This window comes from Polynucleobacter yangtzensis (genome assembly GCF_027924165.1).
GTDB lineage: Bacteria > Pseudomonadota > Gammaproteobacteria > Burkholderiales > Burkholderiaceae > Polynucleobacter > Polynucleobacter yangtzensis.
In genome coordinates, this window is record NZ_AP026973.1 from 350,277 (window position 1) to 376,017 (window position 25,741).

General features: G+C 42.0%; 28 protein-coding genes and 1 pseudogene. 18 read left to right on the top strand and 11 right to left on the bottom strand.

The window, feature by feature from the left end; genetic code table 11:
* From QMF28_RS01875 to QMF28_RS01905, 7 genes are all read left to right on the top strand, one after another.
* Positions 1-2,229, top strand: coding sequence for a glycosyltransferase (locus QMF28_RS01875; RefSeq protein WP_281742933.1), 2,229 nt, complete (start codon positions 1-3; stop codon positions 2,227-2,229).
* The gene (locus QMF28_RS01880) at positions 2,230-3,078 is read left to right on the top strand and encodes a glycosyltransferase (RefSeq protein WP_281742935.1); all 849 of its coding nucleotides are present in this window, start codon (positions 2,230-2,232) and stop codon (positions 3,076-3,078) included.
* Between the two features lie 19 nt (positions 3,079-3,097).
* Positions 3,098-3,859, top strand: coding sequence for a DUF268 domain-containing protein (locus QMF28_RS01885; protein WP_281742936.1), 762 nt, complete (start codon positions 3,098-3,100; stop codon positions 3,857-3,859).
* Positions 3,860-3,920: 61 nt separating this feature from the next.
* Positions 3,921-4,811 carry an alpha-1,2-fucosyltransferase gene (locus tag QMF28_RS01890; RefSeq protein ID WP_281742937.1) on the top strand — a complete coding sequence of 297 codons (891 nt, stop codon included), beginning with the start codon at positions 3,921-3,923 and terminating at the stop codon, positions 4,809-4,811.
* Between the two features lie 252 nt (positions 4,812-5,063).
* Positions 5,064-5,879: a glycosyltransferase gene (locus tag QMF28_RS01895; RefSeq protein WP_281742938.1), complete on the top strand. Its 816-nt coding sequence runs from the start codon at positions 5,064-5,066 to the stop codon at positions 5,877-5,879.
* The gene (locus QMF28_RS01900) at positions 5,876-7,009 is read left to right on the top strand and encodes a glycosyltransferase family 4 protein (protein ID WP_281742939.1); all 1,134 of its coding nucleotides are present in this window, start codon (positions 5,876-5,878) and stop codon (positions 7,007-7,009) included. The genes QMF28_RS01895 and QMF28_RS01900 overlap by 4 nt, the downstream gene beginning before the upstream one ends.
* Before the next feature lie 128 nt (positions 7,010-7,137).
* The gene (locus tag QMF28_RS01905; protein WP_281742940.1) at positions 7,138-7,698 is read left to right on the top strand and encodes a sugar transferase; all 561 of its coding nucleotides are present in this window, start codon (positions 7,138-7,140) and stop codon (positions 7,696-7,698) included.
* Here the strand turns inward: QMF28_RS01905 and QMF28_RS01910 are convergent.
* Positions 7,695-7,829, bottom strand: coding sequence for a hypothetical protein (locus QMF28_RS01910; RefSeq protein ID WP_281742941.1), 135 nt, complete (start codon positions 7,827-7,829; stop codon positions 7,695-7,697). The genes QMF28_RS01905 and QMF28_RS01910 overlap by 4 nt on opposite strands.
* A 102-nt stretch (positions 7,830-7,931) precedes the next feature.
* Between QMF28_RS01910 and QMF28_RS01915 the strand changes: the two genes are divergently transcribed.
* A complete protein-coding gene (locus QMF28_RS01915) occupies positions 7,932-9,824 on the top strand; it encodes a polysaccharide biosynthesis protein (protein ID WP_281742942.1) in 1,893 nt (630 codons plus the stop codon).
* A gap of 82 nt (positions 9,825-9,906) precedes the next feature.
* Here the strand turns inward: QMF28_RS01915 and QMF28_RS01920 are convergent, their stop codons facing one another.
* Positions 9,907-10,308 carry a hypothetical protein gene (locus QMF28_RS01920; RefSeq protein ID WP_281742943.1) on the bottom strand — a complete coding sequence of 134 codons (402 nt, stop codon included), beginning with the start codon at positions 10,306-10,308 and terminating at the stop codon, positions 9,907-9,909.
* Positions 10,309-10,376: 68 nt separating this feature from the next.
* On the opposite strand from QMF28_RS01920, the gene QMF28_RS01925 reads away from it, so the two are divergent.
* Positions 10,377-12,116: a hypothetical protein gene (locus QMF28_RS01925; RefSeq protein WP_281742945.1), complete on the top strand. Its 1,740-nt coding sequence runs from the start codon at positions 10,377-10,379 to the stop codon at positions 12,114-12,116.
* Positions 12,117-12,367: 251 nt separating this feature from the next.
* Here the strand turns inward: QMF28_RS01925 and QMF28_RS01930 are convergent, their stop codons facing one another.
* Positions 12,368-12,730, bottom strand: a complete 363-nt coding sequence (locus tag QMF28_RS01930) for a hypothetical protein (protein WP_281742946.1) — start codon at positions 12,728-12,730, stop codon at positions 12,368-12,370.
* 5 nt (positions 12,731-12,735) lie between these two features.
* Complete coding sequence (locus QMF28_RS01935) at positions 12,736-13,236, bottom strand: hypothetical protein (protein WP_281742947.1); 501 nt, start codon at positions 13,234-13,236, stop codon at positions 12,736-12,738.
* Between the two features lie 200 nt (positions 13,237-13,436).
* On the opposite strand from QMF28_RS01935, the gene QMF28_RS01940 reads away from it, so the two are divergent.
* From QMF28_RS01940 to gspI, 4 genes and pseudogenes are all read left to right on the top strand, one after another.
* Positions 13,437-13,562: a hypothetical protein gene (locus QMF28_RS01940; RefSeq protein ID WP_281742948.1), complete on the top strand. Its 126-nt coding sequence runs from the start codon at positions 13,437-13,439 to the stop codon at positions 13,560-13,562.
* A 15-nt stretch (positions 13,563-13,577) separates the two neighbouring features.
* A pseudogene (gspG, locus tag QMF28_RS01945) lies at positions 13,578-13,982 on the top strand (type II secretion system major pseudopilin GspG); the annotation flags it as partial.
* The gene (locus QMF28_RS01950; RefSeq protein WP_281742950.1) at positions 13,957-14,613 is read left to right on the top strand and encodes a prepilin-type N-terminal cleavage/methylation domain-containing protein; all 657 of its coding nucleotides are present in this window, start codon (positions 13,957-13,959) and stop codon (positions 14,611-14,613) included. The pseudogene gspG and the gene QMF28_RS01950, both read left to right, overlap by 26 nt.
* 56 nt (positions 14,614-14,669) lie before the next feature.
* Positions 14,670-16,352 carry a type II secretion system minor pseudopilin GspI gene (gspI, locus tag QMF28_RS01955; protein ID WP_281742952.1) on the top strand — a complete coding sequence of 561 codons (1,683 nt, stop codon included), beginning with the start codon at positions 14,670-14,672 and terminating at the stop codon, positions 16,350-16,352.
* Between the two features lie 24 nt (positions 16,353-16,376).
* Here the strand turns inward: gspI and QMF28_RS01960 are convergent, their stop codons facing one another.
* Positions 16,377-16,952 (bottom strand): hypothetical protein, encoded by a 576-nt coding sequence (locus QMF28_RS01960; protein WP_281742954.1) that lies wholly within the window; start codon positions 16,950-16,952, stop codon positions 16,377-16,379.
* 78 nt (positions 16,953-17,030) lie between these two features.
* On the opposite strand from QMF28_RS01960, the gene QMF28_RS01965 reads away from it, so the two are divergent.
* On the top strand, positions 17,031-17,816 hold the full coding sequence (locus QMF28_RS01965) for a hypothetical protein (protein ID WP_281742955.1): 786 nt from the start codon (positions 17,031-17,033) through the stop codon (positions 17,814-17,816).
* Here QMF28_RS01965 and QMF28_RS01970 read toward each other — a convergent pair.
* The gene (locus tag QMF28_RS01970) at positions 17,813-18,832 is read right to left on the bottom strand and encodes a calcium:cation antiporter (RefSeq protein WP_281742956.1); all 1,020 of its coding nucleotides are present in this window, start codon (positions 18,830-18,832) and stop codon (positions 17,813-17,815) included. The genes QMF28_RS01965 and QMF28_RS01970 overlap by 4 nt on opposite strands.
* 82 nt (positions 18,833-18,914) lie before the next feature.
* Between QMF28_RS01970 and QMF28_RS01975 the strand changes: the two genes are divergently transcribed.
* Positions 18,915-19,277 (top strand): sirohydrochlorin chelatase, encoded by a 363-nt coding sequence (locus tag QMF28_RS01975; protein WP_281742957.1) that lies wholly within the window; start codon positions 18,915-18,917, stop codon positions 19,275-19,277.
* Here QMF28_RS01975 and cobA read toward each other — a convergent pair.
* Genes cobA through QMF28_RS01990 form a run of 3 tightly spaced genes read right to left on the bottom strand, consistent with a single transcriptional unit; the run spans position 19,200 to position 22,389 of the window.
* Positions 19,200-20,036 carry a uroporphyrinogen-III C-methyltransferase gene (gene cobA, locus QMF28_RS01980; RefSeq protein ID WP_281743589.1) on the bottom strand — a complete coding sequence of 279 codons (837 nt, stop codon included), beginning with the start codon at positions 20,034-20,036 and terminating at the stop codon, positions 19,200-19,202. The genes QMF28_RS01975 and cobA overlap by 78 nt on opposite strands.
* A 56-nt stretch (positions 20,037-20,092) precedes the next feature.
* Positions 20,093-20,668 (bottom strand): DUF934 domain-containing protein, encoded by a 576-nt coding sequence (locus QMF28_RS01985; RefSeq protein WP_281742958.1) that lies wholly within the window; start codon positions 20,666-20,668, stop codon positions 20,093-20,095.
* Positions 20,665-22,389, bottom strand: a complete 1,725-nt coding sequence (locus tag QMF28_RS01990) for a nitrite/sulfite reductase (protein ID WP_281742960.1) — start codon at positions 22,387-22,389, stop codon at positions 20,665-20,667. Before QMF28_RS01990 ends, QMF28_RS01985 begins: the two co-directional genes overlap by 4 nt.
* 185 nt (positions 22,390-22,574) lie before the next feature.
* Here QMF28_RS01990 and QMF28_RS01995 point away from each other — a divergent pair, with 185 nt between their 5' ends.
* The 3 genes from QMF28_RS01995 to QMF28_RS02005 all read left to right on the top strand — a co-directional run bounded on the left by QMF28_RS01995 (position 22,575) and on the right by QMF28_RS02005 (position 25,079).
* The gene (locus tag QMF28_RS01995; protein WP_281742962.1) at positions 22,575-23,852 is read left to right on the top strand and encodes a serine hydrolase domain-containing protein; all 1,278 of its coding nucleotides are present in this window, start codon (positions 22,575-22,577) and stop codon (positions 23,850-23,852) included.
* A 594-nt stretch (positions 23,853-24,446) separates the two neighbouring features.
* On the top strand, positions 24,447-24,695 hold the full coding sequence (locus QMF28_RS02000; RefSeq protein WP_281742964.1) for a type II toxin-antitoxin system Phd/YefM family antitoxin: 249 nt from the start codon (positions 24,447-24,449) through the stop codon (positions 24,693-24,695).
* 3 nt (positions 24,696-24,698) lie between these two features.
* Positions 24,699-25,079 carry a type II toxin-antitoxin system death-on-curing family toxin gene (locus tag QMF28_RS02005; protein WP_281742966.1) on the top strand — a complete coding sequence of 127 codons (381 nt, stop codon included), beginning with the start codon at positions 24,699-24,701 and terminating at the stop codon, positions 25,077-25,079.
* A 27-nt stretch (positions 25,080-25,106) separates the two neighbouring features.
* Here QMF28_RS02005 and QMF28_RS02010 read toward each other — a convergent pair whose 3' ends face one another.
* Both QMF28_RS02010 and QMF28_RS02015 read right to left on the bottom strand, forming a co-directional pair.
* On the bottom strand, positions 25,107-25,478 hold the full coding sequence (locus QMF28_RS02010; protein ID WP_281742968.1) for a hypothetical protein: 372 nt from the start codon (positions 25,476-25,478) through the stop codon (positions 25,107-25,109).
* A gap of 3 nt (positions 25,479-25,481) precedes the next feature.
* Positions 25,482-25,706, bottom strand: coding sequence for a hypothetical protein (locus QMF28_RS02015; protein ID WP_281742969.1), 225 nt, complete (start codon positions 25,704-25,706; stop codon positions 25,482-25,484).
* Positions 25,707-25,741 lie beyond the last annotated feature (35 nt).

Sequence of the window (25,741 nt, forward strand, 5' to 3'; positions counted from 1 at the left end):
ATGGATGAGCAATGTGCACCAATCGCTCTTTTTGTTTATAACCGAGCGCAACATACGAGAGCTACGATTTCTGCTTTAGCAGATAATGTCCTAGCTAAAAATAGTGATTTATTTATTTTTTGTGATGGCCCAAAGAGTGAAAAAGACGTCTTAGCTGTTGAGGAAACTCGTAAGATAGTAAGACGAGTTGCTGGTTTTAAGAGTGTTACATTAATCGAAGCAGATAGTAATAATGGCTTAGCAAGCTCCGTCATTCAAGGCGTTTCTAGAATGCTAGATCAATTTGAGCGTACTATTGTTTTGGAAGATGACCTTGTAACCTCCAAGTACTTTTTGACGTTCATGAATAATGCACTCAAATACTATTCAAATGATCCAAAAGTGTTTTCTGTCACTGGGCATACATTTCCTGATTCTATTTTTCAAATTCCAAAAAACTACTTATACGATACCTATTCAGGATATCGCTGTTCATCTTGGTCATGGGGAACTTGGCGTGATCGGTGGGAAAAAATTGATTGGGGGATGAATTATTATCCTGAGTTTATTGCGGACATGAATCAGCAGACTGCATTTAATCAGGGTGGCGAGGACTTAACACCAATGCTATCTATGCAATATGGACAAATGATAGATTCTTGGGCAATACGATTTTCATTTGCGCATTTTATTAATGACTGCAGGTGTATTTACCCAACTAAGACGCTTGTGCGAAATATTGGGCTAGATAATTCTGGTACTCACACTCGTTTAGATAGGCGATTTTTCCATGCGTCAGTAGATTCGAATTGGCAGCCTATAAAATATTGCAAGGCAGATCCGGTTGATATTGAAATAGTAGAAAAATTCAGAAAAATATTTATTGATGAAAAGGTATCTGTTTATGCTCGTATAAAAATAAAAGTGCTCCGTGCCCTAAAAATGTTCCAGCTGAGGCTGAGGAGCATATTAGATCATCTTATGCGGCCATCAACAGTAATGGTCCAAAAGACTGATATTTTGATGATAAATACTATTCAACTTCAAGGTGGGGCTGCTCGAGCTGCATTCCGTTGCTTTAATGGTATGCGTAACTTATACCCTAATGCTGGATATCTCAGTCTATTTGGTGAGCTTTCGCAAAACCAGCTCTATTTTCTCGATAAGACGTCATTGATTGGTAAATTGACTAGCCGCTTCTCTGTGCTAGATAGATTGCAATTGCTACTTTATCCAAACCGTAAAGCTGTTATTTTTTCGCCTGGACTTTGGGCAAACCCTAGAAGAATTCGTGCGAATTCTTTTTCCCCAAAATTGATTCATCTTCATTGGGTGAGCTATGGAATTCTTAATATAAATGAGATTTCCGATTTCAACATACCCATAGTTTGGACCTTACATGACGAGTGGGCATTTACAGGCGGATGTCATTATGCTGATAGCTGTAGAAGATTTGAAAATCAGTGCGGATGTTGCCCATTACTTGGTAGTGATAATCCGTACGATATCTCCAATGAATTATGGTTGCAAAAAATGGTTGCCTATAACAAGTCCAATATAGTTGTTGTAGCGCCAAGTCGCTGGATGGCTAGTGAAGCTAAAAAAAGTAGTTTATTTTCTCATAAGCGAATTGAAGTTATTCCCAATGGTTTGGATGTTGATATTTTTTGCCCGATTGATCGTGATGAGGCTAGTAAATTCTTTAACATTGAATTGACTGCTCCTATTTTGTTATTCGGTGCAAATTTAGTCTCAGATGATCGTAAGGGTGGAGATTTACTGCTTAAGGCGCTCAATATGATTAACTTCTCCTGCACGCTGTTAGTTTTTGGTGAAGGAGATATTGGATTAATTTCTAATTCGTATGTAAAACTGCATAGAGTTGGAAATATTGAAGATGACCATCGGTTAGCAATGATGTATTCCCTGGCAGATGTGTTTATATGTCCGTCTAGGATTGATAATTTGCCAAATACTGTAGCAGAGGCAATGGCTTGTGGCGTGCCATGTGTAGCCTTTTGCATCGGAGGTCTGCCGGATATGATCGACCATATGCAGAATGGTTGGCTTGCTCCTCCATTTGACGTTGCTGATTTATTTAAAGGCATTAAGTGGGTGCTTGAGCATGAGCGGCCATCCTCTCTTAGGCAGTCTGCTAGAGGAAAAGCATTGTCTGAATACAGTTTATCCGTGATGAGTAGGCGCTATGAAAGTTTGTATGAGAATTTGCTTTCCATGGAAGGGAAATAAATGTTGCCCGCTAATCAATTAAGTAACAGTTTTGTTGTTGTTACGCCAAATTTTAATATGGGATCTTATTTGGCCGAAACTATTGAATCTGTATTAAGAAATATACGACCTGGCGATGAGTACTACATCATTGATGGTGGATCAAGCGACGAAAGTGTTGAAATTATCAAGAAATATGCCCATCGCTTAACTGGTTGGGTGAGCGAAAAAGACGATAGTTATGCTGACGCAATTAGCAAAGGATTTATGCGTGGCACAGGTAGATATCAGTGTTGGATAAATTCTGGAGATTTGCTTTTAAATGACTCACTCGATCTTGCGCGTAAGCTTCTTGATAAATCCAATGCAGATATGATATTTGGAGACGATTTTTATATTGATTGCAATAGCAATGTTTTGGCGTATTCACGTGGTGCTTGTCGAAATTTGCGATTGGCTATGCTCTACGGTGCATGGACTCCACTTCAGGACGCATGTTTTTGGCGGTCGGATTTATATAAACGTGTTGGCGGTCTTAATAAATCCTTGCAAAATGCGGCAGACTATGATTTATTTGCTAGATTCGCTGTGGATGGAAACGTTTGTTATATGCCATATGCATTTAGCGCATTTAGAAAGCATGATGGACAACATTCTATTGCGCATACAAAAAGTTATCAAAGAGAGAAAAACGACATTCGCTGTAAACTTGTCGCTAAGAGCGATGAGAGTTTGCTAAAAAAAATCTTTCTAAGGTGTTATTTCTTTATGGCTGTTAGGTGGCGTGTTTATGTAATGCAGCGCATATGGGATAAGTCTAGATTGCACTTTAAACCAATAAATCAACTAAAGGCAACTCGTTATTGGTAAATTAACTAACTTAATATTTATGAATTCTTATTTACAACGTGCAATTAAAAAGTTATCAGCAATTTTTATACAGGGGTTTATTTTTCTTCCCCAATATTTTCTATTAAAAAGAAAGGGTCAACTAGGTTCCCGATTTAACCTGAGCGTACGAAATCTTAAGCCATGTCTAGGAGATGCTACCGCTACAACAGGATTTGATCGCCATTATGTTTTTCACGTTTCTTGGGCAGCGCGTACTTTAGCTCGAACACTGCCAAAAGAGCATGTTGATATATCAAGCAGCCTTTTTTTTTCCTGTTGCGTATCTGCATTTTTGCCCATCACTTTTATAGATTATCGGCCTGTAAAGCTTAATCTGCCCAATCTTAAAGAGCGATCTGGGGATCTCTGCAAATTAACTTTTTCAGATAATAGCCTCGCCTCCCTTTCGTGTATGCATGTTGTTGAGCATATAGGTCTCGGACGTTATGGCGATCCGTTGGATTACGATGGGGATATAGCCGCGTGCTCTGAGTTGAAAAGAGTTTTGGCTCCAGGGGGAAGGTTGCTTTTTGTTGTTCCGGTGGGTGCAAAAGCGATCATTATGTTTAATGCGCACAGAATTTATACATATTCTCAGGTTGTAGATATGTTTGATGGTCTTGATGTGGAGGAATTCTCCCTCATTCCTGAAGATCCATTGGATGGGGGGCTTGTATTGTGGCCAAGCAAGGAATTATTGGCGAGACAATTTTATGGGTGCGGCTGCTTTCTGTTTAGGAAGCCTCAATCCCCTACCTAATCCTTGGGTAACTCAATAGCTTACGCGGTAGATAATAACTTTATTTTACATAGGGAATCTCTTGATTATCGTCCGACTAAATGGTGGCCTTGGGAATCAATTATTTCAATATGCCGCAGGAAAATCTTTGTCAATCATCAATAATGATATTCTAAAGCTTGATGTTGCTGACTATTATTCAAAAATTAATCAAAAGCAGATTAATAGAAGCTTGGATATAACTGATTTCATGATAACGGCTTCACAAGCAGACTCGAGTGAGATTTTTCGTATTAAATATCCGTATGGAATTTTATCCAAAATTATTAGAAATATTAATCAAAAGTTTTTCTCTCGATACTATGTCGATTGGCATCCACAAATATTGCAGCAAAAAGGGGATGTATATTTAGATGGTTATTTTCAGACCGAAAAATACTTCTTTCAAAATAACAATGAAATATTAAAAGAATTTATTTTAAAGCCTGACTTTAGCCGGGGAATTGAGCCCCATCTGAATGTCATCAAGGCTACGAGAACTCCTATAAGTCTTCATATTAGAAGGGGTGATTTTTATGACAACCCCAAAACAAGAGAGCATCATTTGGTCTGTGATGTCAATTTCTATAGACGAGCAATTTCTTTTATGCAGGAAAAATTCCCAGGTCTTCACCTTTTTATTTTTTCTGACGATCCAGGCTGGGTTAGGGAGAATCTTTTAATTTCGGTACCATATACAATTGTATCGGCTGAGCGAGGTGCTGAAAATTCACTTAGAGCTTCACAAGAGCTTGTACTCATTTCAAAATGTAGCCACCATATACTATCCAATAGTTCCTTTAGTTGGTGGGGGGCATACTTAAATAAATCAGAAGCTAAAATAGTTTTGGCTCCAAATATATGGATAAAGGGACCTATTTCACAGCCAAATATACTTGCTCAAGGTTGGGTTCCCTTTTCAATATCAGAATGAAAAAAAGGGCAGATAAATTTAATCTATCTGTGTTGATGCAGTAGCCTTAACCGCTTTATTATGTTGTTTAAAGTGTATGGTGTATTCTGCGCATATTAAAAAAACAATCACTCGATGTTGCTTTTGGATGGCAGTCTAATACTGAATTTCAAAAATATTAAAGCTAATGTTTTGTTAAAAAATAAACCCTAAAATATAGTGAGAATTAAGTAACTATTAGTGTTGTATGTATAAAGGTGAAATCAGCGATAAATGAAAAAGCCATTAGTTTCAGTTTTGCTATGCACGAATCAAGTTAATTATTATCTTAATATGGCTATAGATTCAATTTTGAATCAGACATTCGATAGTTTTGAGTTGATAATAATTGCTAATGGTCTTGCGGATGATCAGTTTGATCTCCTCGGGGGGGTTACAAAAGATGAGAGAGTTAGAATTTACAGAACAAGTTTTTCGGGTTTAACCTTTAGCTTGAACTTGGGACTTCATTATTCAATAGCTCCTTTTGTTGCTCGAATGGATGCTGATGATATTGCGTATCCAACTCGATTGGCCAAACAATATGAGCTATTAAGAACCAAAGAGTCAATTTGTGTTTGTGGTTCATGGATAGAATTAATTGACCCTAATCACAAACCGATAAGGGTTGTTAAATACGCTGTGAATGACGCGAAATTAAAGCAAGCACTATATTTTTCTAATCCATTTTGCCATCCCTCGGTAATGGTTAGAAAGTCTGCAATTCAAAGTTGCGGAGGGTATATGGGTGGTACATATGCCGAAGATTACGATTTATGGGTTAGATTGGCTCGCGATAAGAAAAACTCTTTTGCAAACATACCGGAGGTTTTGCTGGGCTACAGGGCTCAATCTATTGGGTATGCGCGCGGTTCTGCTCAGGCATATGCTTCAGTTTCTGGTTCTCAGTGGTCTGAATTTGTATTTGGTGGAAATGTGGTTTGGTTTTTGGCATCTTGTTTGACCCTACTTAAGCGAGTCTTTGTTTTGCGACGCCTCATGTCTCGCGATGCTTTTATGCGGGCTTTGAAAAATTTTAATAAGTCATGAAAAAAATTTGTTTTGTATCTGCCACGCCGCTTTCAATACACTTTTTTCTAAAGCCTCACATACGAGAATTATCTAAGGAGTTTGATGTTACGTTAGTTTGTAACTTTGGTGCAGATTTGTATATTCCCGATATAGGGCTACCAACCAAAAAGGGAGATATTCGCATTGAACGCAACATATCTATCGGAAGAGATGTTATTGCTCTTTTAAAGTTGATTCTTTTTTTTAAGAAAAATTCTTTTAATTTGGTTGTTAGTGTTTCCCCGAAGGCTGGCCTACTTGGAATGTTAGCGGCATTTATTGCAAGAGTTCCCAATCGGTTGCATATTTTTCAGGGCGAGGTATGGGCGTCAAAACAAGGTGTTAAAAGATTCATCTTGAAATTTGCCGACAGGGTAACTGCCTATTTTTCCAATAAAATAATTGCTGTTAGTCGCTCGGAGAGACTATTTTTAATAGATGAAGGGGTTTGTGAGTCTAAAAAAATTAGAGTCCTAAATCATGGATCTATCGGTGGGGTGGATCTTGAGAGATATAAGCCGGATCATCAAATGCGTGACAAAGTTCGATCCCAATTGAAAATTCCTGCAGATGCGGTTGTGGTGATATTTGTTGGTCGACTGAATCCCGATAAAGGTATTTATGAACTGGCAAACGCTTTTCGATATGTTTTTGAGGAATACCCTGAGGTTTATCTTCTTTGTGTAGGGCCTGATGAGGGGCAGGTTTTGGGAAGAGTTCGATCTATGCTTGGTGCAGCGCTAACTAATGCAAGGTTTATTGGGTTTTCTGACAAGGCTGAAGAATTTATGATGGCTGCAGATTTTTTATGCTTGCCCAGCTACCGAGAGGGGCTTCCAGTGGTGGTTTTGGAAGCCGCTGCACTCGGCTTGCCTGCAGTTGCCTCCAATATTTATGGTATCTCAGATGCGGTCGTAGATGGATATACTGGGATACTAGTTGAACCCAGGAATTCAGTACTTTTGGCTGCTGTATTAGAGTCTTTAGTAATCAATCAACCAAAGAGAATTTTTTTGGGATTGAATGCACAAAAACGAGTGAGGATGGACTTTGCAGATGTTAATGTCGTGTCTTCCTATGTTAATTACATTCGAGGAATATTAGAGTGAGGAGTATTGTAGAGGAGACTTCTTGACTATCATCGAATATGTTATCGGTTTTTTGTCTAATAAAGTTACAACTCCGTGCTATTAATTAAATTAAAAGAGCGCTTACTTCTGGAGCAAGGCTATTTCTAATGAAGAGAATATTTGATATTTCAATGAGCCTTTTTTGTATGATGATTTTGTCCCCTCTTATTTTTTTAATTTCTTTGATGGTTGGCTTGTCGTCCAGAGGGTCAGTTTTGTACTGGTCAAATAGAGTAGGCAAAGACAATCATTTTTTTAGAATGCCAAAATTTCGCACCATGCGAATGGGTACACCTACCGTAGCAACTCACATGCTTTCTGACTCGCTGAAATACTTGACTCCCGTTGGACCTTTTCTGCGAAAATCGAGTCTTGATGAATTGCCCCAGCTCTGGAGTATTTTTATTGGTGATATGAGTTTTGTGGGGCCACGCCCAGCACTGTTCAATCAGGACGACTTAATTGCTTTGAGAACCCAATATGGGGTTGATATGTTACTGCCAGGATTAACCGGCTGGGCACAAGTAAATGGCCGAGATGAGTTATCTATTTCAATCAAAGTGCAATATGATGTGGAGTATCTTAAGAAACAGTCTTTCTGGTTTGATATGTACATATTGGGGTTAACTTTTTTAAAGGTAGTTCGGGGATCTGGGGTTTCTCATTAATTTTTAATTGGTAATCCCCCATCTTTTAGGATCTCCAATGATTCTGGGTGAATGGCTTGTAGTCCGCTACTTAATCTTTTAAATAAATTTTTTTGATGGGGGAGTTGCCAATCCCCTCTATTAGCATTCATTTACCCTCTTTTTGCTATGTAATTTATAATTAGTTTGTGCCCATTACCGCAACAAAACAGTCTCTATTAAAACTACCTCGCCCAGTTAAGCGGGGCTTGGTCATGTTTCTCGATGTTTTTATTTGTGGAATTAGTGTTTGGCTAGCATTTGGACTTCGCTTGGATCAGTGGGGTCATTTTGAGGTTGAACAATGGTTAGTTTTTATTGTCGCTATTGGATTTTCATTTCCCCTCTTTATTTCTTTCGGCTTATACCGAGCTATTTTTAGGTATATTGGTTCAGCTGCGCTTGCCTCAATGGCGCGCGCTTTTATTCTTTATTCAGGCTTATTCTTTTGTCTTTTTACGCTGATTGGGGTGGATGATGTGCCTCGCTCAATCGGAGTCATTCAACCCATTTTATTATTTATCGGAATTGGTACAAGTCGCTATTTTGTGCGTTACTGGTTGGGGGGTATTAACAATGTACAAAAAGCATTTCATAAGGCTTCGCCTATTGCCTTAATTTATGGGGCAGGCTCAGCAGGCCGTCAGCTGGCGGCAGGCCTTAATAGCAACAAAGAAATGTTAGTCAAAGGCTTTGTTGACGACGACCCTCGCTTGCAGGGAAGTACTATTAACGGAATTGCTGTCTATCCAAATAGTGGCTTGCGGGATCTGATTTATCGACTGGGTATTACGGACGTATTGCTTGCCATTCCCTCTGTGAGCCAAGGTCGTAGAAGTGAAATCATTTCATCATTAAATGGGTGCGGCGTTCGTGTGCGTACCTTGCCAGGACTCATTGATCTGGTCGCTGGTCGAGTCAGAATTTCTGATTTGCATGATTTGGATATGAATGATCTCCTCGGAAGGGCAGTTGTGCCGCCTGAAGTCGGGTTGCTGGAGAAAAATATTCTAGATAGAGTGGTTTTAGTAACTGGGGCTGGCGGCTCAATTGGTAGTGAGCTATGTCGCCAAATTATTAAATTTACTCCTAAATCATTAATTCTTATCGATAGCAGCGAGCACTCTCTTTATTTAATTTATGAAGAATTAAAAAGAGCGCTTATTGAATTAGGTTTTGATCGTACGTCAGCATCCGAAAATGATCAAAAATTTTCAGCCCCACAGAATTTGCCAATAAAAATAGTGCCATGCCTTGCTTCGGTACGCGACGATGATTTATTGCGTAAAATTTTTAGGGTCCATCGACCGGCCACAGTATTTCATGCTGCAGCATATAAGCATGTTCCGCTGGTCGAGCAGAATCCTGCTGAAGGAATTCGTAATAATGTTTTTGGTACATTCATATGTGCAAAGGCAAGTTTAGAGTGTGGCGTTTCGCAATTTATTTTAGTTAGCACCGATAAGGCGGTTAGGCCAACCAATGTCATGGGGGCCAGTAAGCGCATTGCAGAAATGGTTTTGCAGGCCATGGCGGAGTTGGCTGCTAAGGAAGGGCATGCAACCAATTTTTCCATGGTGCGATTTGGTAATGTACTTGGCTCATCAGGATCCGTAGCACCACTTTTTAGTGCACAAATTGCTGCGGGTGGGCCCATAACCCTGACGCATTCTGAGGTAACTAGATATTTCATGACAATACCCGAAGCGGCGCAGTTGGTTATCCAAGCTAGTGCAATGGCTGTGGGAGGGGACGTCTTCGTATTGGATATGGGTGAACCTGTTCGAATCCATGATTTAGCAGTCAAGATGGTTTATTTGTCTGGCCTACTAGTTAAGGACGAAGAACGCCCTCATGGCGATATTGAAATTAAGGTTACAGGCTTACGTCCAGGCGAAAAGCTTTATGAGGAGCTCTTGATTGGCGATAACCCACAGCCAACAGCTCACCCTAAAATTATGAAGGCGCATGAAGAATTTTTATCTTGGAACCCTTTGCAGCAAGAGCTTGAAAAGCTGAACTTGGCATTGGAGTCATCTGATATTAGATTGATTAGAGAAATGCTAAAGAAGTTGGTGCCTGGGTATGTCCCAGATGGACGGGTTTGAAAAGAAAAGCCTGCTTAATGTGGGCTTTTGGTTGGGTAATTACAGCTGTTAAAGCCTCACTATTGCCACCTTTTAGTATTTTTTATAGCAATGGATTTTGTCTATAGGAGCCATCTTCACTAATAGCGCCATAGACTTTATCTAGTTCATCACCGGCAAGATCTCTTGCCACTAATTCGGCCACGTCATCTTTCTGCGTTGTTGTGAAGGATGGGGTAATTAGATTTCTGGAGGCCTCAAAGACCTTGCCGATGGATTCAATGGAGTAGCCATGTCTTTGCGCCGCTGGTTTGAATCTTAACACCATCATTCCTGATGGATGAACCAGGGTTATGTGCCCCAAAATTTCGCTTGCATAGATAAATATAGTCTTTAGAAGATTTATTTTAAGGGTTAACCCTTTTTTAGTGCGCGCCCTAATTTTGGGTAAATTGCCGGCATTTTTGTTCTGAAGAATATCTCTATTAATACTAATATTTGTCATTAATTTAATAATGACCAAAATTAACCATGAAAATACATCTCCCCCTAGTTTCTTTGTTAATTGTATGTATGGTGCTTCTTTCAGGATGTGGAGGGGGTGGAAGTAGCACATCTGCTGCTGCCCCGACTCCAGTCACAACTGCTCCCGCTGTCGCAACCGCCTCCAATCAGCTTGCAACATCGGTATCCGTCTCTGGGTATAGTGCGCTTTCAATTGCAAGCAAAACTTCTAGCACCATGCAGACTGCTGGCATTAAAGGTTTATTTCAAAACCTGCTGGCTCGTTTAGTCACCCCCGCTTATGCCGCTACATGTACAACAGATGCTTATAAATTAGTTGGCGTTAATGCAGACGGTACAAGTACGCCAATTTCAGTAACCGCTGGTGGTGTTGACCAATGCGGTGTTGGCTTTAGAGGAATGTTTGATGCTGGTAACTATATATTACTTACTGGCGATAGTATTTATAAAGATGACTTGACTTGTAATTTAGTGTTCTTGAATAAAACAAGCGGTGAGTTGTTTTGCGTGGGCGAAACCAGTCCAGCGAAATACGACATCTTAGGTCAATCCTCATGGAAAAATTATCCTCGTCTTCAGCTGAGCGCAGATAAAAATTATTTATTTTTAGAAGCTGCCGCAGTTATCTTTGACTCTAATAATCAAATTACCGGTAAAAAGACTAAGTTAATGCGTTTTAATTTGTCTGATTTAGACAAAGGCCCCCAGGGTACCGTGTTGGTAGAAGGTTTTCAGAACTCTTGGCTCAATACTGCTGGGAGTGGTTTTGCCGGGGATGTGACGCAGTTTGAAGGATTTGATCTAAATAACTATGCTGGTTTAGATAATGGCGATGCCATGGTGATGTACAACCGCTATGTCTATTCTGTTGGTGGCATGGCTGGATCCATGACTCCTTTAAGTCGCCAAAATAACTTTTATTATCGTTTTGAGCCTGATGGCACTTATAAGCGAATAGAGGTTGATTCAACATCAGTAGCCAATTTGGTAACTGCCGAAATGAATTCTACTGGTAATGGTGGCTCCTATGGAACTGGGGCAATTGGTCAGATTCCTTGCTACTTTAAATCCCCTGATAAAGATAAGTTTTATTTTGCAATTCCCTTTACCAGTGGTTACGGTGGTGGCGTTGGTTTTGTAAATCGATCTCTAATAGTTTCTGCTACAAGACCATCTGCAAGCGCTGCAACATTGTTAGTGAGTCGCTACACAACATCTGCTATTTGCGCAAATACATGGGGGTCAACAACCCCATTTCAGGTTATTAATGGCGTGTACTACAACATTGACTCCAGCTGGGTCTGGAATCCGACCACTAACACTAGCGCTCAGAAGACTACCTTAATTAAGAAAGACTTTGGGTTTGCTACAGAAACACCTCAAGCTGACGTCTTTTATACAATTGATGCTAGCAATAATTGGATGGGTGGAAGAACCTTCTACGTAAGCAAAGATTATTTATATCTAAAGACTCCATTCACTGGTCCTTGGTCTATGGGAGTTACTCCTGGCGACGGCTTACAGCGTTTCGATCCAGCAACTTTTGATAATACTAGGCCTGTAGGGTCTCAACTGGGCACGCCTATGGATATCATGACAAGTTCTGAAAATGTGTCCATTCAGAGTATTGCATCTACTTCTAGCGATAATATTTTGAAGGTTGTAGGTCGCAGAACTGATGATGCAGATCTTGTTAAGGTGTATGGAACAGTGGATGATGCAGGTTTATTGAGTTGGGCTGCGCAAAAATCTACTACCTATTCACCGGTGACAATTGTTAAGCTTTAACTAAATAGCAATTTAGTATTTGCAAATAAAGCTCTCAAATGAGGGCTTTATTTTTGTTCGCTCTGTTCAAAAACTTTTAGCTTCAGTTGTAGCGCTATCGCCCCGTGTACCCGATCTCCAATGGTCGGAATGACAAATACGTTCGCTCCCACCTAATCACCTTCCCAAGTCAGTGCAGGCATTGCTGCAGCAAACCAGCCACCATTATTGGTGGAGGGGTAGCTGTTGAAGCCACCTACTACTGCGCCAACCTAGATGGAGCCAATGGCTATGGGCTGGTAATACACACCAGCGTAATTTGAGTAATCCCTGTCGCCGTTATAAAAGTGACCGGCAGTTAGAGATGCAACGGTATTAAATCGATACTCCAAGCCTGCGCCCCAATTACGATTATTGAAATTCTTATCCTGCTGAAAGTGATATGACACCATTCCAGGATTAATCCAGAGCTGGCTTTTAGTTTGAGTGTCAATGATTTGTACTAAGCTATTGGATTCACTGGCCAGGGCTTGATTGAGTAGGGCAGGGAGCGTTAAGAATGCTGCAAGTGCGTATTTGATTACACTTCTGCTTGCATCACTTTTGTTTGATGAATGCTTGTTGCCGGTACTCATAACACTTACTTCTTAGCTGAGTCACTCTTACTGTTATTCTTATTGCTGTCAGATTTGTCTTTGCTCTTATTGAGCTTGAAGTTCAGTTTTTGTCCTTGATAGAGCAAGGTAGCAGTTTCATCGCCAATGCTTTGCAGGCTTAAGCCTTTGCCAATCGTTTCGCCAACGCTAATGGCGTTAGTTGGTTTGCCGTCAATTTCAAAGAGAGCAAACCCATCTGGTGTCCCGTCAGGATTTTTAGAAGTAATCACAACACCACGTAAGTAAATATTTTCTGTAGCCAATGGCTTGCTGCCAAAAAGAGCGTAAGCAGCACTGGCATCCTGATTGGAATACAGAGTCATGCCTTTCGTAATGCCATTTGCTGGTTGACTTGGTGTTCCTGGTATCTGAGCAATCTTCATTATCCAGAAAGTGACTGAGAGCCCGCACAACAGCATCAATCCATAGGTCAAGCCTTTACTACTAGATGTTGGGGTTAGCCATCCCAATAGTATAAAAGGCATGCTCAGAGCTCTTTGTGCACGCCCTTGACTTGCTTGGTTGGTGGATACATCTGCGCCTGACTTTGAGTGCGTCATTGAGCTTTGCTGAAGGGCTTGTTTAGAGCTCTTCAGGCTGTCCTGTATTCGTTTGATAAATTCGCTCAAAGTGACAAAATACCTATAAAATTTAATTCAGTTTAAATCATTGAAAGCGCCACCACATGTCTCAGTTTTTTGCTCTGTCCGTTGCCCGCTTCATGTCTCGCTTTGCACCTATTAGCAAGCCTGCGTTTTTGGATCAAAAGTCGCCTAAAAAATCCATGGGATTTACTGGAGTGGTCAATTGAGCCCCCAAAGATGCGGGTTTCACCTTAATCGAGATTATGGTGGTGATTGCCATTATTGGTATTTTGGCGACCTTAATTGTTCCGAAGATCATGGGGCGCCCTGATGAGGCTCGTGCAACGGCTGCAAAACACGATGTGGGCACCTTGGTGCAAGCATTTAAGCTTTATCGTCTCGATATCGGTCTTTACCCAACGACTGAGCAAGGCGTTAAAGCTTTAGTAGAAAAGCCAACCTCAGAGCCAGTCCCGCAGAACTGGAAAGCAGGCGGATATTTGGATTCCATTCCGAAGGATCCGTGGGGTAATCCATATCAATATGCCAACCCAGGTATTCGTAGTGAGATTGATGTCTATAGCTTTGGCGCAGATGGTAAGCCAGGCGGAACCGGAAACGATGCCGATATTGGCAATTGGCAGTAAGCGTATCAAAACTTCTTGCGCTCCTTTCTTAATTAAGAGAGTGCCAGTCGCTGTAAATGCTGAACACAAAAGTGATGCTGGCTTTACCTTAATTGAAATGCTCGTGGCGATTGCTGTGATGGCAGTCATCTTGGCAGTTGCCGTATTAGCCATTCCAAGTCATGATGATCGTTACTGGCGAGACAATCTTGATCAATTGGTTTCTTCTCTCAATTTAGCGCAAGAAGAAAGTGCTATGTCTGGCACGCCGATGATTGCGCAAATAGATTCTGCAGGCTGGCGATTTTTTATTCCTAACGCTAATAGTGGTGCAAATACTTCTTATGGCAACGCATCTATGGGGCAGTCCGGCAATGCCGTAGCTCTTGGTGGATCTGCTAATGCGCCTAGCCCTATTACTGCGAATACCTCTGGCCTCATGCCCGATGTGTATAAAGCCCAGTCTTGGTACAAGCCAGTTGATATGGCGCCAATTCAGCTTACGTTGGGTGGCGAACAGGTGGCACAAGTATTGCAAATTCCGATTAAGCAAGTAAATACTCAAGCAACTTTACAGTCCAATTCGCAATCAGGCGCACAAGCGATATTGATGCGTAATAGCAATGGTCGATTTAGTTGGACAAGGTTGTGAAGTTATCCTTACTCCAACATTTATTAAATAAAAGAGTTCTATTAAAGATCTCTTTTATGAAAGTGTTTTTTCATAAACCTAGACTCCAAAATGGTTTTGCACTGATTGAGGTATTAGTTGGTCTTGCTGTATTGAGTATTGCCATGCTGGCTGGCTTGCGTGCAATCGCTAATGGTGCCGATACACAACTTGCCGTCTCCCAAAGAACAATGGCCTTATGGAGCGCAGACAACACACTCATTAATTTACGCACCAGTCGTGCTTGGCCTGAGCTAGGCACAACAACATTTAGTTGCCCACAAGCTAGTTATGTCTTTGTGTGTCAACGTAAGGTGCTAAGCACACCAAACCCTGCTTTTAGAAGGGTTGAAGTCACAGTTTATCTATCCAGCTCAAATCCGAATGGAAATTTATCAGTCACTTGGAATGACGTTGGTGAAAGTGGCACTTTATATAGTGCTGGGACTATGACCGCATCGAGTGATGGCTTTACCATGAATAGCAAATGGAGAGAGTCTTCATCTAGTGCTTATGCTTATGATCGGATGTACTTGTCTGGTACTACTTCGTCTGCAAGCGGTGCTGTTAGTTACGAAGATGTTAATGGCTCCAGTAGTACCCAGTATGCAAGCAGTATGGGTATAGACAACAACACTTACTGTCGCGCTCAAACCATTCCAACTGCGTCAACTAGATGTTATAGCCGTTCCAAGAGCGCTGCAGGAGCGAAACGTTTTTCTTGGCGGTATGGCGTCTATGATGCGCAGGGCAATCGCTTTGATTTACCCAGCCCAGGATTTAATCTGAGAGGTCCTGATGGCTCATGGGGAAGTGCAAATCGCTGGGGTATTTGGAGTGGTAGTTCTGTCTGGGCTAATGGATCGACAGTAACTCAGGTAAGCGGTCAAAATATTGGAAAAACATATACCTACTTTACCTATCCAGGCCGTTTGGAGAGAAGTTCTTCGGATGGTCGCTCATCTGTGTTGGTAGCTCCATCTAGTACGCCGCTGACCTTAACCTGTTCGTCTAACTGCCCTACTGCAGCTAGTATTGCTGCTTGGGATGTGAATAACTCTTCTTCATCACCATATCTAAGCGCATCCCAGGTCTACACTTATCAGGATGGGGTGTTAAAGGATGCTGCTAATGGCGTAGTTACTACAACAAAGTCGAGCAGAAATCGAGATGGGGTTTGGATTAGTTTATCCTCAGGTGGAAATAACTATTGGTATAACTCTGGTCCAAATAACTGGCAACGATTTACTGGTCTCAAGGATGCCGGTCAGTTTATTGCGTTTAGTGAGCCTATTGCATTTACCTATAGAGATGCAAACTCAAGCTCTGCAGATACTTTGTATTTTGACGGCTTTGGAAGTAATTTAAGCATTCCAAATAAAGTTTATTTGCGCTCAGATGGCTCTGAGGTTGATCAAACTATTTCCAACTGGAACCAAAATATTTGCAATAGTGGATCATTATGTCAGTGGGTGCCAAACTACCTCATTGAGGACAAGGCTATTACTTTAAATGGCGGTGTTTATTATGTTCAATGGTTACAGTCGGAGTTATCACCAGCTTATGTGGGCTCCACAGTTCCATCAACAGTAGTTTTGGGTGATATTAGTAGGTTGCCTGCAGGCGAGCCTGAGTCTAATGTAAGGGGCATCATTGGAACAATGCCATCTTTACCATCAACCACACCGGTAAAAGTAAAGGATGGAGTTTATCAGCAGTAATCTTTCTAAATAATTTGCCTTAATTTAGAAATGGCACGCCTTGGCGTGCCATTTGTTTTCAATCGCATCAATATCAATGCAGCTTGGCATGGGCGTTTCAGAAGAGTTTTCAATCTGATTTAAAAGTTGCGCAATTTTTTCAGACTGCATAATGTCGATAGAACCCTTGCATATAAATAGGCGCTCAAGTCCAGATCGTTTGCATTGCAGGCTTGAGGTTGGCTCAGCAATCAACTGTTGAAGAGTATTTTCAACTTGAGTAAAGGCTGTCAATGGGGGTTGATCTCCAAAATTTCTAGATCTGTTCTCTGCAGGCCTACGTAGCCATGGAGATCCACGCAGCAGAGAGGGTGGAGGCAATGCCTGAGAGGGATTGATTGTCTCAAAATTTTCCTTATTAGAGGCATCAGCAACATTGTTTTTTGATAGTGCTAATGATGGTTGATTGTCAGAAATTTTAGCCACAATGGCTGGTGAAGTATTTAAAGTGCTACTACTTTCTAAATGCTTAATTCTCTGAAAAATAGGCAATGATAATACCCACCTATGTAATGCGATTGAGGCGATAATAAAAAGGAGAAGTGGTTTTATTTTTGGCATGCACTAAAGTGACTAGTTACTTAATGAACATCATAAATGAAGAAGATGCGAAAAGAATCTAAAATAATCCCTTGGGTAGTGGCAATATTCACTTCTGTTACTTACGCCCAAGACTCTTCAATCACGATTGCCACTCAAACTGGTAATACCCTTGGCTTAACCTTTTCTGGTTATCAATATAAAGAGCCAAGCTTAGATGTAGTGATTAGCGCACCCTTGCTTGGGGTCGATTACACCGGCACTTATGCATTTGGTAATGATTGGTTTGCTAAAGCGGATGCTCGTTATGCATATGGCTTTGCTAAATATAGTGGCAGCGGTACACAAAATAATATTCCATATTCTTACTATGATTTGCGCGGTTTAGTTGGTTATGACTTTAACTTTACTGAGTTAGGTGGCTTTGTTCTTGCTCCTTTCACGGGTATTGGCTATCGCTATCTCTTTGATAACCAGGGAGGACAAACAACATCAGGCGCTAACGCCTACAATCGTTCAAGCACTTATGTGTATCTGCCTATTGGTGTGACACATCGCATGAAGGTAAATGACACCCATAAGCTGGAAACCGTTTTTGAGTATGACTATTTAATTCAGGGGACTCAGGTTTCTCAGTTGTCTCAAGCGGCACCTTATCTTCCGAATTTCACAAACCAACAGACTAGTGGTTATGGTTTGCGCCTATCATCCATGTATCAGTTTGATGCATGGTCAGTTGGTCCATATGTCACTTACTGGAATATTCAGAACTCTAATACAGTGACTCAAACTATTACCGTTAATAGAGTGAACTACCGATTGACCGCTTATGAGCCAGCCAACAATACTATCGAGGCAGGCATCAAGGTTGCTTATTCGTTCTAGGGAACGAGACTTAAGAACAAATACTCCAAGAAGATGATGATGTGAACTATCCCTTGCAAGAGGGTGGTTCTGCCAATGGCGAGTGTGAGTGCTCCAATAAAGAATGACAAATACATCAGCGTCATATTGAGGTCGCTAATACCTAGGCTGAGCGGAAGATTAAAGAAGATCGCAATAGCTGCCACCGTAGGAATGGTTAATCCAATACTGGCTAAGGCGGAGCCTAGAGCTAAGTTCAAACTACTTTGCAAACGATTGGCCTTTGCTGCTCTCACAGCTGCAAACCCTTCAGGGAGAAGCACCAGCAAAGCAATAGCAATACCCACAATAGTCTTTGGGGCGCCCGCAGCAGCAACACCTCTTTCGATTGCTGGGCTGAGCAATTCCGCGAGACCGACGACAGTAATCAGTGACAGGATCAATAAAACGGCACTAACGGCAGTCTTGAGATTGCTGGGCTTTAGTGCATGCGCATTGCTATCGGTTTTCTTATCTTCTGTTTTCGGTAAGTAGTAGTCGCGATGGCTTACTGTTTGAAAAAATAGAAACGCAATATAGAGCGCAAATGAAGCAATCCCTGCAAAAGCGAGTTGGCTTTTTGTAAAGTCTGGACCAGGTGTGCTGATGGTCACCGTGGGCATTACCAAAATAAAAGTTGCCAAAGCAGTGAGTACTGCTAGCGCTGAATTCGTACCTTCATTGCGGAAAGTCATTTCATGATGGGTAAGGCCACCCATAAAGATACAAAGGCCAATTACACCGTTAATGACAATCATGACGGTTGCAAATACAGCATCACGCGCAATAAATTCTGCCCCCTCATGACCCGTTAGCATCATCGAGATAATGAGTGACACCTCAATAATTGTCACACTTATGGATAGCACCAGCGTGCCATAAGGCTCACCAGTTTTGTGAGCGATTACCTCGGCGTGATGAACTGCGGCAAGAACGGCGCCAATCAAGGTGACACTCATCAGGGCAATAAACCAAGTTTGGCTCAATAAGGCAGTCATAGATGCAATCTAGAAAATAAGGTTAAGCTAGCGGGTGAAGACACCCAAAAAACCATTGATTACTGAGAGTTTAAAGCCATCCATGAAAGCCATTATCTTATTTGGACACGGAGCAAGAGATGCCCGTTGGCGTGAACCATTTGATCGCTTGGCAGGATTATGGCGTGATCAGAACCCTCATACTCCCGTTGAACTCGCTTTTTTAGAAATGATGCAACCTTCGCTAGAAGAGGCGGTCGCCGCTTTAGTCTCTAAGGACGCCAGCGAAATTATTGTGGTGCCGGTGTTCTTTGGGCAGGGCGGTCATCTCAGAAATGATTTCCCAGTGTTGCTAGAGTCCTGCCAAAAGCAGTTCTCTGGGGTCAAATTAAGCGCTACGCCGGCTGTTGGCGAAGACTTGGCAGTCTTGCAAGCTATCGTTGATTTCGGAGCTAGAGCTCTTTAAAGTTTCGCTGGTTTGACTTTCGTTTCTTAAGGCTTCACCAATCATGATGAGTGCTGGCGAGCTGCTATCAAACCAAGCATCCGCTTTACCTGCCGCTAATTCTGCCAATGTGCTTGTCCATTGACGCTCACGTGTGGTGCTGACTGCTTCCAGTATTTGCACCGGTGTATCCGAGGTATGTTTGCTGAAGCCCTGGGTATTTTGCTCAATCAATTGTTTAGCAATACGAGCCGCATCTTTACGACCCATGTAGTACACCAGGGTGTCTGCATTTGGATTGCTTATTGGCGAAGTCGAGTTTGCTTCAGGTACATTCTCAGCGCCTTGCGCAAGCGTTACAAAGGCAACACTGCGAGATACTCCGCGTAGCGTTAACGATTGCTGAATACTAGCTGCGCCTGCTAATGCAGCGGTAATGCCTGGAACAATAGAAACTTCTATGCCCGCAGCTTTCAGGGTCTGAATTTCTTCATCGGCACGACCAAAGAGCATTGGATCACCACCCTTAAGGCGCACAATCACCTGATGCTTATGTGCGGCATCTACTAGGCGCTTATTAATAAATTGCTGTGCAGAAGAAAGCTTGCCGCAACGTTTACCAACAGCTACCTGAATTGCTTTTGGGCAGAGCTCTAACATGGCTGGATCAACTAAGGCATCGTAGAACACGATGTCGGCCTGTTCTAGAAGCTTGGCACCGCGCACAGTAATGAGATCAACCGCACCAGGGCCGGCACCTACTAGGAAAACCTTACCCAGTGTATTGATTGATTGTTTAGATTGATTTGATAGATTAGACATACGTTCTACTTTTCTTAGGCGCTGAGTGTGGCGCGCGTAGTTCTGGCTCCACGCCAGCTATTTTGAGTAGTCACGCTGTATAAATCAAACTGCTTTAGGGCAACATCCAGATTTTGATCAGGGCGCAAAGCAAAACTATCAAAACCAACACGTGCACCTTGTAAAAGTTGATCGATGAGTACGTCGCCAATCGCACGAATTTCACCCGACCAAGCAAACCGACTACGCAATAGCGCTGCAGTACTAAAACTTCTGCCATCTCTAAAAATAGGAAAGTGCGCAGCCACCAAAGGCCAGACAGTTTTACCTGCTTCGATGACATCCGCATGCTTCAGAATGTCATCATCGGTTGCGAACCAAACACCGATCTGACCATCTTTTGCTTTAGCAATGACATCAGCTTCATGGTGGTGAGTGATCCACCAGGTAAATGGCACCAGCACTTTATGGGCGCCGTGCTCTAGGTCAGGCAGACCACCTTCATCTTGGCTACCCCCCCAGATTTGCCATTCATTTTTGGCTAAAGTGGGCTTGCCATCTTTTGGAAAATGCACAATTTCTTGATGGGAGGTGATATTCAATTGACTCATGTCGCACTTCCTTCAATTGCTTTCTCGGTCTTCTCTTTTTTCTTGGCGTTTTCGTTTTTATCTTTATAGGCAGCTTCTTTGAAAGGAGTAACCCCTAAGCGACGATAGGCCTCAATAAAAGATTCATGTTCGCTACGTTCTGCAACATAGGTGTTGATGATGTTAGTCATCACATCCGGTATTTCATCTGCATAAAAAGACGGGCCAATGACTTTGCCAATGGCGGCATCGTTGCCTTGCTCGCCACCTAAAGTGATTTGGTACCACTCTTCGCCGTCTTTATCTACACCGAGCACGCCAATATTGCCTACGTGGTGGTGTCCACAAGAGTTAATACAGCCAGAGATGTTGAGGCTAATGTCACCTAAATCAAATAAGTAGTCCAAGTCATCAAAGCGCTCCTGAATGGCTTTGGCAATCGGCAGGGATTTAGCATTGGCGAGCGAGCAGAAGTCACCGCCAGGGCAGGCAATGATGTCAGTAAGTAAGCCAATGTTTGGTAGAGCTACTTTTTGCTTTTTAGCTTCTTGCCACAGTTCATATAGCTTGGCTTGCTCTACATCCGCTAGTACTAGGTTTTGTTCGTGGGTCGCGCGTAATTCTCCAAAGCTGTATTGATCGGCCAAATCAGCGATTGAATACATTTGTGCTGTAGTTGCGTCACCAGGGGCAACTGTGCCATGAGGCTTTAGTGACAAAATCACACTTGCATAACCTGCCACTTGGTGTGGTTTGATATTGCGCTCTAACCAACGTGCAAAAGCAGCTCTATCAGCTTCGCTAGCCGTATTAATGACTTGCTCATTTGTTAATGCTGGCAATGTTTTGTACGCAGGCTTTGTGAAATGCTTAGCAACGCGATCCCACTCAGCTTGAGTGAAATTGTCATCACCATCTTTAATGTGAATCCATTCACCCTCTACTTGGCGGGCAAATTCTTCTGGTCCTAAAGCCTTCACCAAAATCTTGATGCGAGCCTTATAGAGGTTATCTCTTCTGCCAAAGCGGTTGTAAACGCGTAGCAAGGCAGTGAGGTAGCTTGGCAGCACATTCCAAGGAAGGCCTTGTTTAATGAGTGAACCCAAAATAGGGGTGCGTCCCATGCCGCCACCAGCGTAAATATCAGCAGTCAATTGACCGGCAGAATTGTTCTTGAGCTCAATCCCTACATCATGACAAAGCAATACAGTGCGATCTTCTTTCGCACCATTTACTGCAAATTTAAATTTACGTGGCAAGTGGGCAAACTCAGGGTGCAGTGTTGACCATTGACGTAGTAATTCACAAATGGGGCGAGTATCGACATATTCATCACCAGCAACGCCAGCAAATGCATCGCTCGTAATATTACGAATACAGTTGCCTGACGTTTGGATAGCGTGCATTTCAACTTTGGCAAGCTCAGCCAAAATATCTGGAGTATCTTCAAGTGTTACCCAGTTGTATTGGATATTCTGGCGTGTAGTGAAGTGGCCATAACCACGGTCATACTTTTCAGAAATCAGGGCCAAGGTGCGCAACTGTTTTGAGCTAAAGAGACCGTAAGGAATGGCAACGCGCAACATGTAAGCATGACGTTGGTGGTACAGACCATTTTGCAGGCGCAACGGACGGAATTCTTCTTCGGCTAAGCTGCCATCTAAACGGCGGGCAACTTGGTCGCGGAATTGGGCAACCCGTTGATCCACCAGGGTTTGGTCAATAGCATCATATTTATACATAAGGAGGCTATTGTCATATTTGATTGATATTTCCACAAATAATTAAAAATTTATTCTATATACCTAAAAAGATATAAACAGAGCAAATTTCAATATTTCATCAAAAGTCTGCTTCAATAGCTCTGGAGAGATATAAATCCTCTGGTAAAGCACCTAATAACAATAAATTGATAGTGAGACAGAAAATGAAAAAGTCACAGGCGATCAGCCTTATTGCTGGTTTACTAGCCAGCGCCACCCTATTTGCGGCAGATACCTCAAAAACTCCATTGCCCTTGAGCTCCACCCCAGGGCAGGGATTCAGCCAAGAGGGTCTCAAAAGGATTGATGCCTTTTTCGCGGATCAGATCGCAGCCAACAATATGTCTGGTGCAGTTCTCGCGGTTTCTAAAAATGGCAAGTTAACTATTTTCAAACCATATGGTTATTTAGATAAGGCTAATAACAAGCCTATGACCACCGATGCCATCTTTAACTTGGCATCAATGACTAAAGTGATGGCCTCTGTAAGCGCTCTCACTTTTTATGAAGAAGGCAAGCTTCCATTAAATGCACCAATCTCCAATTGGCTCCCGCAATTTAAGGATATGAAAGTTGGCCAAGTTGACGCGGATGGAAAGCTCAATCTAGTGCCAGCAAAAAATCCAATCACTGTCCAAGATTTAATGCGCCATACCAATGGCTTAACATATGGTGGACGTGGTGCAACCCCGGTGCATAAGATGTATCCAGCCGGCTCTGCCCCAGCGGCGATTCAATATAACTCTGAGGAATTTATCGATAAGTTAGCGAGTGCACCTTTGTTATATGAACCAGGCACTGCTTGGGACTATGGCTTTGGTATTGATGTGCTTGGCATTATCGAAGAAAAGATTGCTGGCAAACCTTTGGGCGCAGTGATGCAAGAACGCATCTGGAACAAGGTGGGTATGCCTAACACCACATTTGATCTGGCCGATAAAGATCGCCCTCGCTTAGCGCAACCTTTGCCAATAGATCCACTAACTGGCAAGCCTCAGAGAGTAGATATTCATACAAAGAAGGTGAAGTTTGATTGCGGTGGTTCATGTGCTTATTCAACAGCAGGCGATTACATTCGTTTTGGTCAGATGTTGCTCAATGGTGGAAGCTTAGAAGGCAAGCGTGTACTTGGACCGCAGACTGTTGCGTTCATGACTTCAAACCATCTAAACAAAGATATTAAAAACAATGTGAGCGGTACTGAACCTGGGCGCGTGGGTTATGGATTTGGCTTGGGTGTTGCGGTACGCACAGATAGAGGTTTAGCTGCCATTAACGGAAACGTTGGTGACTTCACTTGGAATGGTGCCTACGGAACAGTGTTCTGGGCGGACCCAAAAGAGCAGATGGTTGTAGTGATGATGGGCGTTGCTCCAGGAGAAATTCGCAAGGTACATCGTGAACAACTCAATGCCGTTATTTATGGAGCGCTAGAGAAGTGATTTATCTAGGCACCATTATTTGAGTGTGGTTTTTTCCGCTCTTTAAAATAAACGCAGTCACTAAATATGACTGCGTTTTTTATTGTTTAAATTTTTTCGAAGGAGATCGACATGATGTAACTAATTAATCAAAGTGTAAGGAGTTTGTTATGTCGAGAACTTTTAGGCGTAAAAATCAACAGCATGAATATGTTTGGGTGTTAAAAGATTGGGATACTTTTTTTAAGGGGGAACGAACGGTTCAATATAGCCCGAAATCTCCCGCTGGACGAAAAGCAATCGCGATCTTTCACTCAGATGCACAGGTCACCATGGCTAGTTCAGCACCCCGTTGGTATAGAAAGGTGTTTGAGCATCGACGCCGTACAAGAAATAACAGGGTAATGAGGCTTTGGCTTAAAGGCTTGGCAGATCCGGTTTTTGAGGTGCGCCATAGACATGATGCCAATTGGTCATGGTGGTAATTGCTAGCTCCAACCCCGCTTTAGGGTGTAAAAGTGCTAGTCGTAACCTTTTATGGGTATATGTTTGCATATGCCCATAATTAACATATAATTAAAAATGTATTTAAATATATATTTAATGGAGTAAATTGTGGAAAACCTCTTAACATCTCTCACCGCATCCCTTACCGAGTTAAGGGAGCCTAATAAGGTAATTGCCCGTGCGGGCAATCAACCTGTTGCTATTCTGAATCGAAATGAAGCTATTGGCTACTTTGTGCCTAAAAGTGCAGTTGTTGATGTTCAATTAGAGCTTGCCTCCAAAGATCAAGTGACCGCATTCATTAGTACTAAGCTAGCAAAGATAGATCATGTTATTGACTATCTGAAGGATAAATAATAAGTGGCTCAATTTGTTGTAATTGATGTTGAAAATGTCATATTGATCCACGATGCAGTTATCGGCGATAAAGAGTTGCAAGGCTTGGCAAAAGATAAATCTCTGGAAGCGACTCTAGGGAGAATCCATAATCGTTTGCAGTATGGGTTTATTTCGGATGTTTTTGATTTGGCAGCATGCTATGCGGTATTTCTTGCTAAAGCCCATTGCTTTAATGATGCCAATAAGAGAACGGCAGCTGCGACTTTATTTTTTATTCTCAATACTAATAAAGTTGAAATTAATTTCCCAGACTTTGCTTTAGGCGATTGGATTATTGATGTTGCATCAGATAAAAAATCAGAAATTGAATTGGCGCAGTGGTTAAGAAGCCAGGCAACTTAATCAAGATAACGGCCCAGTGTTTTGGCGTTAAAGCCCATTCTCGCGATAGTGTCTGTATAGATTTGCAATTGATGCAAAGCCAAGAACCACAATAAGTACGGCAAATAAGTATTCAGTGGTGAGGTAAGTAAATATGCCCGCCTGAATCAATATGACTGCGCCAATAAAGGCTGCAATAGATCCAAGTACAACGAGTTTGAAATTGGGGATAAAGGCGCCTAAAGTAATCGCAATAAATACAAGATACAGTTCAGAAACCAATTGATCGGCAGTTACGAAGATACCGTTAGTCAGTTCTGGATTGGTAAATTTACCGAGCACAGCAATAACTAGGATGGCAACCAAAATGGCAAAGTTAAGTTTCGCCTTAAGGAGAATGGTCTTAAATTGATCGGTCATTTTTTATGAAGCGCTACCGTTAAATACGAGGCTGATGCCAATCCATAAAATTACAAATGCGACTAAAACGGTTGACCCAATCTTTTTGAGAAAGTATTCCAAGCTATCCATATAGGCCTCATCGCCTCTTCCGAAGTAATGATCAAAACGTTTCCAAAAAAGGCGCCCTACAACTAGGGGCAGGAGTATTGCAACGATTCCTAAAATAACGGTGAGCGTGTTATCCATAATAATTTCTAATCTTTCTAACTAAATTCATAAAT

Coding starts and splice junctions, on each gene's coding strand:
- QMF28_RS01875 (WP_281742933.1), top strand. CDS start 1: ATGGATGAGCAATGTGCACCAATCGCTCTTTTTGTTTATAACCGAGCG.
- QMF28_RS01880 (WP_281742935.1), top strand. CDS start 2,230: ATGTTGCCCGCTAATCAATTAAGTAACAGTTTTGTTGTTGTTACGCCA.
- QMF28_RS01885 (WP_281742936.1), top strand. CDS start 3,098: ATGAATTCTTATTTACAACGTGCAATTAAAAAGTTATCAGCAATTTTT.
- QMF28_RS01895 (WP_281742938.1), top strand. CDS start 5,064: ATGAAAAAGCCATTAGTTTCAGTTTTGCTATGCACGAATCAAGTTAAT.
- QMF28_RS01900 (WP_281742939.1), top strand. CDS start 5,876: ATGAAAAAAATTTGTTTTGTATCTGCCACGCCGCTTTCAATACACTTT.
- QMF28_RS01905 (WP_281742940.1), top strand. CDS start 7,138: ATGAAGAGAATATTTGATATTTCAATGAGCCTTTTTTGTATGATGATT.
- QMF28_RS01910 (WP_281742941.1), bottom strand. CDS start 7,829: ATGAATGCTAATAGAGGGGATTGGCAACTCCCCCATCAAAAAAATTTA.
- QMF28_RS01915 (WP_281742942.1), top strand. CDS start 7,932: ATGTTTCTCGATGTTTTTATTTGTGGAATTAGTGTTTGGCTAGCATTT.
- QMF28_RS01920 (WP_281742943.1), bottom strand. CDS start 10,308: ATGACAAATATTAGTATTAATAGAGATATTCTTCAGAACAAAAATGCC.
- QMF28_RS01925 (WP_281742945.1), top strand. CDS start 10,377: ATGGTGCTTCTTTCAGGATGTGGAGGGGGTGGAAGTAGCACATCTGCT.
- QMF28_RS01930 (WP_281742946.1), bottom strand. CDS start 12,730: ATGAGTACCGGCAACAAGCATTCATCAAACAAAAGTGATGCAAGCAGA.
- QMF28_RS01935 (WP_281742947.1), bottom strand. CDS start 13,236: ATGCCTTTTATACTATTGGGATGGCTAACCCCAACATCTAGTAGTAAA.
- QMF28_RS01940 (WP_281742948.1), top strand. CDS start 13,437: ATGTCTCAGTTTTTTGCTCTGTCCGTTGCCCGCTTCATGTCTCGCTTT.
- QMF28_RS01950 (WP_281742950.1), top strand. CDS start 13,957: ATGCCGATATTGGCAATTGGCAGTAAGCGTATCAAAACTTCTTGCGCT.
- gspI (WP_281742952.1), top strand. CDS start 14,670: ATGAAAGTGTTTTTTCATAAACCTAGACTCCAAAATGGTTTTGCACTG.
- QMF28_RS01960 (WP_281742954.1), bottom strand. CDS start 16,952: ATGCCAAAAATAAAACCACTTCTCCTTTTTATTATCGCCTCAATCGCA.
- QMF28_RS01970 (WP_281742956.1), bottom strand. CDS start 18,832: ATGACTGCCTTATTGAGCCAAACTTGGTTTATTGCCCTGATGAGTGTC.
- QMF28_RS01975 (WP_281742957.1), top strand. CDS start 18,915: ATGAAAGCCATTATCTTATTTGGACACGGAGCAAGAGATGCCCGTTGG.
- QMF28_RS01985 (WP_281742958.1), bottom strand. CDS start 20,668: ATGAGTCAATTGAATATCACCTCCCATCAAGAAATTGTGCATTTTCCA.
- QMF28_RS01990 (WP_281742960.1), bottom strand. CDS start 22,389: ATGTATAAATATGATGCTATTGACCAAACCCTGGTGGATCAACGGGTT.
- QMF28_RS01995 (WP_281742962.1), top strand. CDS start 22,575: ATGAAAAAGTCACAGGCGATCAGCCTTATTGCTGGTTTACTAGCCAGC.
- QMF28_RS02010 (WP_281742968.1), bottom strand. CDS start 25,478: ATGACCGATCAATTTAAGACCATTCTCCTTAAGGCGAAACTTAACTTT.
- QMF28_RS02015 (WP_281742969.1), bottom strand. CDS start 25,706: ATGGATAACACGCTCACCGTTATTTTAGGAATCGTTGCAATACTCCTG.